Annotated in this window: 11 protein-coding genes; 8 read left to right on the top strand and 3 right to left on the bottom strand. The window is 58.6% G+C overall.

Going from position 1 to position 13156, the window contains the following annotated elements:
• The first annotated feature begins 11 nt into the window (after positions 1-11).
• From thyA to DW925_RS03505, 4 genes are all read left to right on the top strand, one after another.
• A complete protein-coding gene (gene thyA / locus DW925_RS03520; RefSeq protein WP_117774243.1) occupies positions 12-860 on the top strand; it encodes a thymidylate synthase in 849 nt (282 codons plus the stop codon).
• 9 nt (positions 861-869) lie between these two features.
• Positions 870-1388 carry a dihydrofolate reductase gene (locus tag DW925_RS03515; RefSeq protein ID WP_117774244.1) on the top strand — a complete coding sequence of 173 codons (519 nt, stop codon included), beginning with the start codon at positions 870-872 and terminating at the stop codon, positions 1386-1388.
• Positions 1389-1491: 103 nt separating this feature from the next.
• Positions 1492-2406, top strand: a complete 915-nt coding sequence (locus DW925_RS03510; protein WP_117774245.1) for an RNA methyltransferase — start codon at positions 1492-1494, stop codon at positions 2404-2406.
• Positions 2407-2531: 125 nt separating this feature from the next.
• On the top strand, positions 2532-3881 hold the full coding sequence (locus DW925_RS03505; protein ID WP_117637755.1) for an MATE family efflux transporter: 1350 nt from the start codon (positions 2532-2534) through the stop codon (positions 3879-3881).
• A gap of 22 nt (positions 3882-3903) precedes the next feature.
• On the opposite strand, the gene DW925_RS03500 is transcribed toward DW925_RS03505, so the two are convergent.
• The gene (locus DW925_RS03500; RefSeq protein ID WP_117637754.1) at positions 3904-4389 is read right to left on the bottom strand and encodes a cob(I)yrinic acid a,c-diamide adenosyltransferase; all 486 of its coding nucleotides are present in this window, start codon (positions 4387-4389) and stop codon (positions 3904-3906) included.
• A gap of 92 nt (positions 4390-4481) precedes the next feature.
• Here DW925_RS03500 and ftsH point away from each other — a divergent pair, with 92 nt between their 5' ends.
• The 3 genes from ftsH to DW925_RS03480 all read left to right on the top strand — a co-directional run bounded on the left by ftsH (position 4482) and on the right by DW925_RS03480 (position 7347).
• The gene (gene ftsH / locus DW925_RS03495; RefSeq protein ID WP_198019956.1) at positions 4482-6374 is read left to right on the top strand and encodes an ATP-dependent zinc metalloprotease FtsH; all 1893 of its coding nucleotides are present in this window, start codon (positions 4482-4484) and stop codon (positions 6372-6374) included.
• Positions 6375-6450: 76 nt separating this feature from the next.
• Positions 6451-6912 carry a DUF523 domain-containing protein gene (locus DW925_RS03490; protein ID WP_117564140.1) on the top strand — a complete coding sequence of 154 codons (462 nt, stop codon included), beginning with the start codon at positions 6451-6453 and terminating at the stop codon, positions 6910-6912.
• Positions 6913-7119: 207 nt separating this feature from the next.
• Positions 7120-7347 carry an integrase core domain-containing protein gene (locus tag DW925_RS03480; RefSeq protein ID WP_255413152.1) on the top strand — a complete coding sequence of 76 codons (228 nt, stop codon included), beginning with the start codon at positions 7120-7122 and terminating at the stop codon, positions 7345-7347.
• Between the two features lie 115 nt (positions 7348-7462).
• Here DW925_RS03480 and DW925_RS03475 read toward each other — a convergent pair whose 3' ends face one another.
• Both DW925_RS03475 and DW925_RS03470 read right to left on the bottom strand, forming a co-directional pair.
• Positions 7463-8065 (bottom strand): Type 1 glutamine amidotransferase-like domain-containing protein, encoded by a 603-nt coding sequence (locus tag DW925_RS03475; RefSeq protein ID WP_117790374.1) that lies wholly within the window; start codon positions 8063-8065, stop codon positions 7463-7465.
• 514 nt (positions 8066-8579) lie between these two features.
• Positions 8580-9662, bottom strand: coding sequence for an iron-containing alcohol dehydrogenase family protein (locus DW925_RS03470; protein WP_117790373.1), 1083 nt, complete (start codon positions 9660-9662; stop codon positions 8580-8582).
• 509 nt (positions 9663-10171) lie between these two features.
• Here DW925_RS03470 and ileS point away from each other — a divergent pair.
• Entirely contained in the window at positions 10172-12949 is a 2778-nt protein-coding gene (gene ileS, locus DW925_RS03465; RefSeq protein WP_369831906.1) for an isoleucine--tRNA ligase, read from the top strand.
• Positions 12950-13156: the final 207 nt, after the last annotated feature.

Genomic DNA, 13156 nt, shown 5'->3' with positions numbered 1-13156 from the left:
CAGGAGGGTCAATGAGCAAGGCTGATCAACAGTTTGTAACCATGTGCCGCGATATTCTGGACCATGGCACCACCACCGAGGGCCAAAAGGTCCGTCCGGTGTGGGAGGATGGCACCCCTGCCTATACCATTAAAAACTTTGGCGTTACGGCGCGCTACGACCTGCGCGAGGAGTTTCCCGCGCTTACCTTGCGTCGTACGGCCCTCAAATCTGCCATGGATGAGATCCTATGGATCTATCAAAAGAAGTCCAATAACGTGCATGACCTCAACAGCCATATTTGGGACGAGTGGGCCGACGAGACCGGCTCCATCGGCAAGGCCTACGGGTATCAGATTGGCCAGAAGAGCCATTATACCGAGGGCGACTTTGACCAGATGGACCGTGTGTTGTACGACCTTGAGCATACGCCGTACAGTCGCCGCATCATGACCAACACGTACGTGTTTAGCGACCTTTCCGAGATGCACTTGTATCCGTGCGCCTACAGCGTGACGTATAACGTGACACAGCGACCGCAGGATGACAAACCGACGCTCAACATGATTCTCAACCAGCGCAGCCAGGACATTTTGGCCGCGAATAACTGGAACGTGTGCCAGTACGCCATCTTGCTGATGATGGTCGCGCAGTCGGTCGATATGATTCCCGGCGAGCTGCTGCATGTGATTGCCGATGCCCACATTTACGACCGCCATGTCGACATCGTCCGCGAACTTATCGAGCGTCCGCAGTTTGCGGCGCCCAAGGTAACGCTTAACCCTGATGTGCACGATTTCTACGCGTTTACGACCGACGACCTGATCGTCGAGGGCTACGAGCACGGCCCGCAGGTCAAGAGCATCCCCATTGCGGTATAGGTGGCAGGTATGACGTGTAAGCTTTCTGCCATCGTCGCCGTGTGTGACGACTGGGGCATTGGCTGCGAGGGCGATATGGTCGTGTCCAATCGCGCCGACATGCGCCATTTTGTGGCGTGTACCAAGGGCTGTCCGGTCATCATGGGACGCAAGACGCTGCTGAGTTTTCCCGGTGGACGTCCGCTCAAGAATCGTCGCAATATCGTGCTCACGCGCGACGAGGATTTTACGCCCGAGGGAGTCGACGTGGTGCATAGTATCGGCGAGGCGCTCGCCGCGGTTGCCGATGAGCCCGTTGCCTGGGTGATCGGCGGCGGCGATGTCTATCGGCAGTTTTTGCCGTACTGCGTGGAGGCCGAGGTCACGCATAACCACTGCGTCCATCCCGTGGACACGTACTTTCCCGACTTGGACGCCGATCCCGCGTGGGAAGTTGCGCGGCGCGAAGGGGTTGCCACGATTGCCGCGGGCGAGGGTGACGAAGGCCTCGATTATGAGTTCGTGACGTATCGTCGCGTTAGTGCTTAAATCACCTTTTGCCACGGTATTATCGGGTTGGAATGATTGAGGGGCGACGCCTGGCGTCGCCTCGTTGTATATAGATGCTGCTATTGGAAGGGTTCGGGCTGCTATGACTGATGCCGTTGAGGTGCTGCGAATCGATTCGCTCGAGGACGAGCGGCTCGATGCCTACGTGCGACTGACCGAGCGCGAGCTGCGCTGCGTGCTGGAGCCGCAAAAGGGCATCTTTATCGCCGAGAGCGCTAAGGTTATCGAGCGCGCGGTTCGCGCCGGATACGGGCCGGTGAGTTTTCTGTTGGGTGAGCGCTGGCTCGACCAGATGATGCCGCTGTTTGAGCGCCTGGTTGTGCGCGAGGGCGCGGGTCCGGTTCCTGTGTTCGTTGCCTCCATGGAGCTCATGGAGCAGCTGACGGGCTTCAATGTGACGCGCGGTGCGCTCGCGGCATTTCGTCGCCCGCGACAGATTCCGGTTGATGAGTTCTTGGGCGGCGTCGTCGAGGCGGCGGGGGAGCGCCCGGTGCGCGTGTGCGTGCTCGAGGGCATTGTCGACCATACCAATGTGGGCGCAATATTCCGCTCGGCGGCCGCGCTCAACGTCGACGGCATTTTGGTCAGTCCTACGTGTTGTGATCCGCTGTATCGTCGTTCGGCCCGCGTGAGCATGGGCACGGTGTTCCAGGTGCCCTGGACACGCATTGGCAGCGAAGCGCGCGTATGGCCGCATGATGGGCTGGCGGCGCTACACGATGCCGGCTTTTCGTGTGCCGCTATGGCGTTGACGGATGATTCGGTGTCGCTGGACGATCCCGCGCTCCAGGAGATTGACCGCCTGGCAATCTTTATGGGCACCGAGGGTGCTGGCTTGGGCGCCAAGACCATTGCAGGCTGCGACCGCGCCGTGCGTATTCCGATGGCGCATGGGGTCGATTCACTCAACGTGGCCGCGGCAAGCGCTGTTGCCTTTTGGCAGCTGTGCCCGCATGTGAGCAACGAGTACCACTACCAGCCGGGGCTGTATCACTAGGCAGATAGTTAGCACCGGGCTCTGGTTCGGGGCGTTTCGGCCGACGTCGGTCGGTGCTAAGCTGGTATTGGCTTTGGTCTTAAATTGCCGTTTTGTTGTTTGACGTACGCTGGTGGGGAGGGCGTGTGGCTAAGAAATCTACGGCTATCGATGTAACGCAGGGTGTCATTTGGCAACAGCTGCTGTCGCTGTGCGTCCCTATCTTCTTTAGCTCGTTTTTTCAGCAGGCTTACACGCTTATTGGTACGTATATCGTCGGCCAGTTTGGCGGCAAGCTCGCACTGGGTGGCATTCAGGCCACGATGGTGCTTACGGAGCTCTGCATTGGTTTTTGCGTCGGTGTTGGTGCTGGCTGTGCCGTTATTACCGGCCAGTTTTTTGGTCAGCACGATGACGAGCGCTTGAGCCTATCGGTCCATACGGCCATGACGCTCGCGCTGGTGGGCGGCATTGTCATTTCCATTCTGGGCATGGTGTTTGTCGAGCCGATGCTTGTGTTGATGAATACGCCGCATGAGCTGCTGGCCGAGGGTGTGGCGTATGCCCGTTGCTACTTTGCCGCCATGTTTGCGGCGCTGCTGCTCAATATGGGGACGGCGTTGTTGCGCGCCGTGGGCGACACGCGCGGTCCGGCGGTCATTATTGCCTCCGGCTGCTTCGTCAACGTTGCACTCGACATTCTCTTTGTCGCCGTGCTGCACATGGAAGCGCTGGGCTGCGGCATCGCGGTGGCGCTGACTATCTGCACCAATGCCACGATGATTGTGATCCGCATGATGCGCGCTCCGGGGGCGTGGCGGTTGTCGCTATCCAAACTCGGTATCGATCGCGGCATTTGCAAGAGCATGCTTTCGTGCGGTTTGCCGCTGGGCGTTCAGTCTGCGGCGTATTCGATCTCCAACGTTTTGATTCAGGTGTCGGTCAACTCGTTTGGAGCCGATGTCACGACCGCTTGGGGTCTTTCCGGTCGCCTGGACGGCATTATCTGGATGGTGACCGAGGCACTCGGCGTGTCGATCACCACGTTCTCGGCGCAGAACTTTGGTGCGCGCAATTACGAACGCATGCGAAAGGGATACCACACGTCGCTCGTGCTGTCGTTTGTGCTTATCGGTGGCCTGTCTGCCGTGCTGCTGGTATTCTCGGGCCCGCTTTCGCGTCTGTTTATCGACGATGCCGCAATTTCGGCCTACACCACGACGATTCTTCATTTCATCGCGCCGTTCTACGCGATCTTCTCGATTATCGAAAACGCGTCCGGCTCCATCCGTGGCGCTGGCGTGAGCTTCCAGCCTATGATGCTGACGATATTCGGCACGGTCGTGCTCCGCGTGGCGTGGGTGTTCGCGATTATGCCGCTCGACCCCTCGCTCGAGCATCTGCTGCTGGTCTACCCCGTAACCTGGGTAATAACCGCCACGATGTTCACCGTCTATCATCACAGCGGCAACTGGCTAGGCCGCGCCACTGCCTAGCCATTGGGGACGTCCGCAATGGCTAGTATTCGATGCCTTGGCGGGCTAGGAGGCCTTCGTCGAAGTAGTGTTTGACGGGGCGCATTTCGGTGACCAGGTCTGCCAGATCGGCGAGGGGCAGCAGACCGCGGCCGGTGAGCACGAGCTCCGTGGTGGCGGGCTTTGTCGCGATCAGCGCTTCGACATCCACGCGCGTCACAAATCCACGGCGCATGGCCTCGCCAAATTCGTCCAGAATCAGAACGTCGACTTGGCTAATCTGCTCGCGCGCCAGCTCCATGATCTGTGCGGCACAGGCTTCGGGCGTGTCGCGGTCGGCTTGTACGATGCGCAGACCTAAACGGGGCGCCGCATCATGCTCGGCGCAGTGCAGCTTCTTGGCAAACTGCAGCATAAGCACGTTAAGTCCATAGCCCGTGGCGCGCAGTGCAAGCCCCAGCGCAGCCGTCGTCTTGCCCTTGCCGTCGCCCGTGTAGATCTGAACCTTGCCGACTTCCAGTGATGCCATCTCTGTCCTTTCGTGCCCGGCGTCGGTTTATCGTCGCTCGGGTTGGGTATTCTAGAAAGCATTATCAACCCCAGTAGATGGAGTTCAAGCAGATGGAGATGGATGACAACAAACGTAGACGGAATATGATCCTCTACGTGCTCATCGCCTTCGTCGTCTACCTCGTGCTCTCGACCGTTCTGTTCCCCAACATCGGTCACACGCAGCAGATTACGAAGACCGATTACTCGACCTTTGTCAAAGCGCTCGATAAGAAGAGTGTCGACAAGGTCGAATACAATACGGACGATTACACGATTTATTACACCAAGAAGGGCGAGGACGAGAACATCGCCTACAAGACGACCGGTGTGCCAAACGATGCGGGCTTTACCGATCGCGTGCTTGAATCCGGCGCCTCGCTGGAATCTGTTGTCCCCGATAAGAACTCGGGTCTGATGACTTACTACCTGCTTACGCTCATTCTTCCCATGGCTATCTTCTTCCTCATCGGTTGGTGGCTCAATCGTCGCATGAAGAAGGCCATGGGCGATGACGGTCCGTCGATGAACTTTGGCGGCGGTGGTTTTGGCGGCGGCGGACTGGGCAAGTCCGGTGCTCGCGTTATCGCTTCCAAGGATGTGGGCGTGACCTTTAAGGACGTTGCTGGCCAGGAAGAGGCCAAGGAATCCCTTAAGGAGGTCGTCGACTTTCTGGAGAAGCCGCAGCGCTACGAGGAGATCGGCGCCAAGCTGCCGCGCGGTGCTCTTCTTGTCGGCCCTCCGGGTACCGGTAAGACCCTGCTTGCCAAGGCTGTGGCCGGCGAGGCCGGTGTTCCGTTCTTTAGCATTTCGGGCTCGGAGTTTGTTGAGATGTTTGTCGGTCGCGGCGCTGCTAAGGTGCGTGACCTGTTTAAGCAGGCCAAGGAAAAGGCCCCGTGCATCGTTTTTATCGATGAGATCGATACCATCGGCAAGAAGCGCGATGGCGGCGGCTTTAGTGGCAACGACGAGCGCGAGCAGACGCTCAACCAGCTGCTGACCGAGATGGACGGCTTCGATAACCACAAGGGTATTGTCGTTCTCGCTGCTACCAACCGACCCGACAGCCTTGACCCGGCCCTGTTGCGCCCCGGTCGTTTTGACCGCCGCATCCCCGTTGAGCTGCCCGACCTGACCGGCCGTAAGAACATCCTTGAGCTGCATGCCAAGAGCGTGAAGACTCAGCCGCCGATCGACCTGACCGCGATTGCCCGCGCCACGCCCGGTGCCTCGGGCGCCGACCTGGCCAATATCATCAACGAGGGCGCCCTGCGTGCCGTCCGCGAGGGTCGCAAGCGCGCCACGCAGGACGATTTTGAGGAGTCGGTGGAGGTCGTCATCGCCGGTCAGCAGCGCAAGTCCACGGTGCTGTCCGATCACGAGAAGCAGGTCGTTTCTTACCACGAAATCGGCCATGCCATCGTTGCCGCTCGCCAGAAGGGCTCTGCGCCGGTCACGAAGATTACCATCGTACCGCGCACGAGCGGTGCTCTGGGCTACACCATGCAGGTCGAGGAGGATGAGCGCTTCCTGACCACACGCCAGGAGGTCCTGGACAAGCTCGCCGTCTATTGCGGTGGCCGTGCAGCCGAGGAGCTCATCTTTGGTGAGATGACGACCGGCGCAGCCAACGATATCGAGCAGGCCACCAAGCTCGCCCGTAACATGGTGACGCGCTTTGGTATGTCCGATGAGTTTGGCATGATGGCACTCGGTACCGTTCAGAATGCGTACCTCAACCAGGACACGTCTCTCACCTGCGCCCCCGGTACGGCCGAGCGCGTGGACGCGATTGTCGCCAAGCTGATCGAGGATGCGCATGACCGCGCCCTGCAGATTCTCAAGGAGAACAAGTTTAAGCTCCACGAGCTGGCTCGTTATCTGTACAAGAAGGAGACGATCACGGGTGAGGAGTTTATGAATCTCCTCACGCGCGAGAACCCGCTGATGCCAAAGCAGCAGTAATACTAGTTGCACAGTGTCAATCGCCCCATTTGAGTGTCCATCTCAAATGGGGCGTTTTGCGTGGGGAGAGTTGTATATGAAGATCGTGGTAAGTGCCTGTTTGATGGGCGAGAGCTGCAAGTATAACGGGCTCGACAACTACCATCGCGAGCTGGTCGAGGCTTGCGAGCGTACGGGGACCGAGGTCCTGTTGGTATGCCCTGAGGTTTTTGGTGGCTTGCCTACACCGCGCAAGCCGTCCGAGATTGTGAACGGAGAGGTTCGTACCTGCGAGGGCGTGTCGGTTGATCGCGAGTTTCGCCAGGGTGCTCAACGTGCGCTCGATATGTGCGAGCAGGCGGGCGGCCCGTCCGAGATTGTTGCGTGCATTTTGCAGGATCGCAGTCCGTCGTGCGGCGTGGGCCATATCTACGACGGATCCTTCAGCGGCACGCTCACAACGGGTAACGGTGTCTTCGTTGACCTGCTCCTGCGCCACGGCTACCGCGTGATCCCGGCAAGCGAATTCGATCCCAGCATGCTGGAACATTGTCCATAGCACTCGAACCCAACACTTCCTCACGGGTGACCGTTTTGGCATCATCCGTGAAGTTGATATTGAGTACGACCCGGTCATCAAAGACGTAGACCGAGTTGACAGGCGCCGTACCCAGGCAGCCCCTCCCCGCGGCCCTCACGCAGGAACGCGCACACGGCCTTCCCGTCTCTTGCGCCCCTCCCGGAACTGTCCACATCAGTGTAGCCAATCCAGTCCGCCAAGGGCTGCAGCCCGGACAACGCCGCGATGGAGGGCTTCTTCGGCCTGCTCAAGAGGGAGTTCTGGCACGGCAGGGACTGGTCGGGCTGGGCCCCCGCCCGCTTCATCGAGGAGCTCGGGGCCTGGATCGGCCGCTACAATACGGAGAGGCGCAGCGATGCGCTCGGCGGCCGCACGCCGGCCGAGTTCCGCGCCGCGCTGGGAAGGGCCGCGTAGCGGTCCAAGAAATCGTCCGCAGTCCCCATTCTTGCCCCTTTGGGACAGCTTCTTGTTGGGGCGTGCCCGCCCCAAACCCTGCTAGGAATGAGTACAGCAAACTGAAATATTCAAATTAGTCTTTGCAAATTACCTTTGAACATTCACCATCAATTACAATTCCCTGACGGTTGTTAATTGGGCATAGATTCAAATCCGAAAACTCAGTCATTATCTTCTCGGTAACTTTCTTAAATGGTGCTGTAAGATAATGCGGAAGAACATAGAAATCAATCAAATTAAGCCCTGCATCATCTTCTTGTGAGTAGTCCTCCGGCTTTTCATCCATTTGCTCGATATATTGGATGCTTGGAGCGCATACAATCGCACCTGCCGATTCACCAATCATCAGTTTTCCCTTTGCCAATTCTTTCTTCAACAGCTCATCCGTTCCCGTTTTACGGAGCTGGTCTATAAGGAAAAAAGAATTTCCGCCGGTAAAATAGATCACATCCGCATCTTCAAAAAGAGACTGTATCGTTGAATAAGCCTCCGTTGAAATATCAATTTCAGTTACGATTGCTCTCAACTTTTTGAATAATTTTCGAGCCGAGCCGACATAACCGGTGTAGCCTTCACGCAGCGAAGCTGTTGGAATAAATGCGACTTTTTTATTTTCAATTTCTTCCTTTATCAGACTTCCTACACTTGAAAAGTGAGAACATAAAAACAGTTTCATCAATATTCTCCTTTATATATAAATTCTTATTTGTTGAACTAAGCCGTGTATACCATACTCTCCAATGAAAGAACGCCCTGATATAGCGAAATTTTGCCGTTTTCCTGCGTACGTGCGTACACACTCCACAGGAATTCTAAGGGGCCTGCCCCCTTAGCACACGGACTTTGGAACAAAGTCTAGTGTGTTACGCCTTGCCAGAGGTGTACAGGCTCCCGGTATGCACGTACGAAGCAATTGCCATCAATGCGCCATATAAGTGGCGATCAAGTTCGCATAAAGCGACCTTGATCCCGCAAAACAAAAGGCAGGATACCATCACCATGATGATACCCTGCCTCTGTTCGTTCCTGTTTACCGTTCCGAGTAGTCCTTCCGCAGAATTTCCGATAAACAAAAAACGTACTCGAACCCTTTCTCGTAAAGAATCGGGTTCGAGTACGAACTGAATGCTGGAGCAATAAAAAACCACCAGAAAGGTGCCTGTCCCCTTTGTGGTGGTTTTGGGCCAGTCCTAGAGCGTGTGGCCGTAAGCGTCGGCAGCCTTGATGGCGGCGGCGAACTTTTCGTCGGTGAAGGGCTCGGGGTTTCCCTGCTTCCACTCGTTGGTGGTGTGCGCGTACTCGCACAGGGCGGGGATATCGGACTCGGAAAGCCCGACCTGCTCAAGCGTCACGGGCAGTCCCATCTGCTTGTTAAAGGCTGAGTAGCGCTCAAGGTTCTCGGTATCGCCCGTATAGGCGAACAGTACCAGCACACCCAGGCTTACGACCTCGCCGTGCAGGTAGGAGCCCTCGCGCGGAATGCTGCAGGTGGCGTTGTAGAACGCATGCGCCACGCTCGAGTTGTAGTAGTAATCGTTTTGGTTGGTCAGGTTGGAGACGTAGCCCGTGTTGACCACGATATCGAGCGCGATCTGCTTGACGGCTTCGGTCGACAGGTTCTGGCGAACGTCCTCAAGACCCTGCACGCCATAGGTAAACAGCGGCTCGGAGCAGGTGTGTGCGAGCGCCAGGCCAAGACCTGCGGTGTGCTCCAGGTTGCCGGCGCTCGTGGCGTACTCGACCTCGGGCTGCTTGGACAGGGCATCGCCCACGCCCGCCCAGAAGTACTCCGCCGGAGCCTCGGCGATGATCTTGGGGTTGATGAAGATGTGCGCGGGGCGGTTGGGGTACGAATAGCCCTCGAGCGAGCCGTCGTCGTTGTAGACAACGGCAATGGCGGTCGCGGCCGAGCAGTTGGAGCAGATCGTCGGTACCGTAAAGACGATCTTCTTGAGCTCGATGGCCGCCGTCTTGACGGTGTCGAGCGCTTTGCCGCCGCCGCATGCGATAAGCACGTCAGCTTCCTGGCAGGCAGGGGAGTTTACGACCTTGGCGATATTTGCGCGCGTACTGTTGGTGCCGTAGACGCGCGTCTCCAGAATCTCGACGTCGGTACCTGCCAGCGCAGCTTCGATACCGGGAAGTGCTGCGGCCAGTGCTCGTTTACCACCAATGATGGCGACCTTGGTTGCTCCGTACTCGGCCAACGCGCCGTGCAGCTCGTCAAAGCAGTCTTCGCCAACGGTATAGTCGCTCATTCCGATCGTGCGCATAGCAATCTTCTTTCGTTCGATAAAGTGCTTACAGGTATTTTGCTCCAAGAGAAGGTCCACGGCCGCAAGAAATTTCGAACGTATAAAACCAGTGTTGAGGGTTTTTCGCCGGTGCGGAACGTGCTAGCATACTCCGTATAAGCGTTGATGGGGACGAGTAGTCGGCCGTCCGCATGCTACAGAGAGCGGGGAGCGCTGAGAACCCGTGCATGCGACCGATGAAAATCACCCCGGAGCTGCGGTCCCAACGGACGTGCCGCGTAGGTTCGTCTTAGTAGACATCGCCGAGATGGTCGTCGATACAGACCAGCCGAGTAACGGATGCGAGCGCGCGAATACGCGGGCGAGGGCATCTAAGCTGGGTGGTTAAGCGAAGAGCTTTTGCGGGCGTGCAGCCCGTTTGTGGCGCTTCGTCCCAGCTTGTAGGGACGGGCGCTTTTTTGGTGCCCAGAGGGCGTGCGCGCCCACGACATGAAAGGGGTACCGTGGCAAACGAGTACAAGCAGACGATGAATCTGCCCAAGACCGGTTTTCCCATGCGTGCCGGTCTTTCCAAGTCCGAGCCCAAGCGACTCAAGGACTGGCAGGACAACAAGGTCTACGAGCAGGTTCTGAAGAAGAACGAGGGTCACAAGAAGTTCGTGCTGCACGACGGCCCTCCGTACGCCAACGGTCCGATCCACATCGGCCACGCCATGAATAAGATCTCCAAGGACATGATCAACCGCTACTGGATGATGCAGGGCTATGAGGTTCCCTACGTCCCCGGTTGGGACTGCCATGGTCAGCCGATCGAGCACAAGGTCGAGGAGAAGCTCGGCACCGAGAAGTTCAACCAGACCTCCACGGCTAAGATCCGCGAGCTCTGCAACAAGTTCGCTGTCGAGAACATCGAGCTGCAGAAGGCCGGCTTCCGTCGTCTGGGCGTGCTCGGCGACTGGGACAACCCCTATCTGACGCTCTATCACCAGCATGATGCCGCCGACATCGAGGTCTTCAAGGCCATGTTCGATAAGGGCATGATCTATCGCGGCCACAAGCCGGTTCACTGGTGCAAGCATTGCCACACCGCACTCGCCGAGGCCGAGATCGAGTATTCCGACGAGACGAGCCCGTCCATTTTCGTGCGCTTTGAGATGACCTCCAAGCCCGCCGGCCTCGAGAACTTCGACGGCCCGGTCGACTTTATCATCTGGACGACCACGCCGTGGACCATCCCCTCCGACCAGGCCGTTTCCCTTAAGCCCGGCGCCGCCTATGTCGCCGTTGAGCACGAGGGCCGTGCCGAGGTCATGCTCGAGGACCTGGCTCCTAAGTGTTGTGAGGAGTTTGGCTGGGAGTACACCCCGGTCATGGTCGATGGCAAGCCCTACGTGGTTTCCGCCGAGACCTTCCACCACATCCACTACAAGCAGCCGATCTTTGACGGCGTTGAGGGCGTGGCGCTGCTGGCCGATTACGTCGGTGTCGATGACGGTACCGGTATCGTCCACAACTCGCCCGGCCACGGCGTCGACGACTACTTCGCCTGCCTCAAGGAGGGCATCACCGACATCTGCATGCCGGTCGATGACGACGGCAAGTTCTACACCGGCGAGGAGTTTGGCACCGGCGGCCCCTTCAGCGGCATGGATACCGATGAGGCCAACCCGCACATCATCGAGTTCCTGCGCGAGCGCGGCACCCTGGTTCTCGAGAAGAAGATCACGCACAGCTATCCGCACTGCTGGCGCTGCAAGCACCCGGTGCTCTTCCGTGCTACCGACCAGTGGTTCGTCTCGATGGACAAGACCGGTTTGCGCGAGCAGGCTGGCAAGGAGGTCCGTGAGAACGTCAAGTGGTATCCGGCTCACGCCGCCAACCGCATCGGCGCCATGGTCGAGCAGCGTCCCGACTGGTGCATCAGCCGCCAGCGCAACTGGGGCGTGCCTATCCCCAGTTACACATGCGCCGACTGCGGCGAGAAGGTCATGAACGACGCCACGCTCGACGCCGTCATTAAGCTCTTCCACGAGAAGGGCTCCGACGCCTGGTTCACCGACGCTCCTGAGAGCTATCTGGGCGAGGCCTGCGTCTGCCCCAAGTGCGGTGGCCATCACCTCAAGGCTGATAAGGACATCCTTGACGTGTGGTGGGACTCCGGCGTGTCTTGGAAGGCCGTCTGCGAGTACCGTCCCGAGCTGGAGTACCCGGCGGACGTCTACCTCGAGGGCTCTGACCAGCACCGCGGTTGGTTCCAGAGCTCGCTGCTCACCTCGGTGGGCGCCAACGGCCACGCTCCGTACAAGGCGGTCGTCTCGCAGGGCTTCACCCTCGACGGCCAGGGCCGTAAGATGTCCAAGTCACTCGGCAACGTTATCGACCCCAACAAGGTCTGTGACGAGATGGGCGCCGACATCATCCGCCTGTGGGTTGCTTCCGTCGATACCAGCTCCGACGTGTCCATCGACCACGAGATTCTTGCTCGCACGTCCGATGCCTACCGTCGTTTCCGCAACACGCTGCGCTTCCTGCTCTCCGAGCTCGAGGGTCAGTTTGAGCCCGAGACCGACGGCGTCGCCTTTGCCGACCTGCTGCCGCTCGACAAGCTCATGGTTGCCCGCCTGACCCAGGTCCAGGCCGAGGTCGACGACGCCTACGCTAGCTACGAGTTCCCGCGCGCCTACCGTGCGCTTTACGACTTTGTGGTTACCGAGCTGTCCAACGTGTATCTCGACGCCCTGAAGGACCGTCTGTACTGCGAGAAGCCCGGCTCGCTCGAGCGCCGGAGCGCCCAGACCGTGCTTGCCGAGCTCTTCTCGATGCTCATGCGCGACCTGCAGCCGATCCTGTCCTACACGGTCGACGAGGCCATGGCCTATGCACCCACCGGCTGCGTCGATCACCAGAAGTACGCCGCGCTGCTCGATTGGTATAAGTCGCCCATTACGGTCGACGAGGCCAATGAGTTTGAGGGCGTGCTTGAGGCTTCGCTCGAGCTCCGTAGCGCCGTGACCAAGGCCCTTGAGGATGCCCGCTCCGCCGGCACCTTCACTAAGAGCCAGCAGGTCCGCGTCAAGGCAGTCGTTCCCGCCGAGATGTATGCGCTGCTGACCGGCGACAAGGCCGTCGACCTGGCCGAGTTCTACATCGTCTCCGCTGTTGAACTGACCCAGGGCGAGGACCTCTCCGTTGCCATCGAGGCTGCCGAGGGCGAGTGCTGCGACCGTTGCTGGAATTACCGCACCACCGTTGGCGAGTACAACGGTCACGCTCACATTTGCAAGAGGTGTGCGAATGCCCTTTAGGTTCCGCCGTTCTACCGAACGGCGGACCTGCCGACGCTGCGCGGGCCGCATTTGGACAATCTGACGTTCAACTTCAAGGGCGCGACCAGAAGGTCAGCGCCCTTTCGTTTCACGTCACCTTGTCTCAAATGCGACCCGCTCGCTCATTTATGCTCTACCTGCGGTGTTTCCGTTCTTGGGAGATTTGTCGCTTCTTGCCTGCGTCAA

The organism is Collinsella sp. AM43-1 (genome assembly GCF_003467925.1).
Lineage (GTDB): Bacteria > Actinomycetota > Coriobacteriia > Coriobacteriales > Coriobacteriaceae > Collinsella.
Note: the sequence above shows the minus strand (reverse complement) of the source record. Positions and strands in the feature narration are given on the sequence as shown.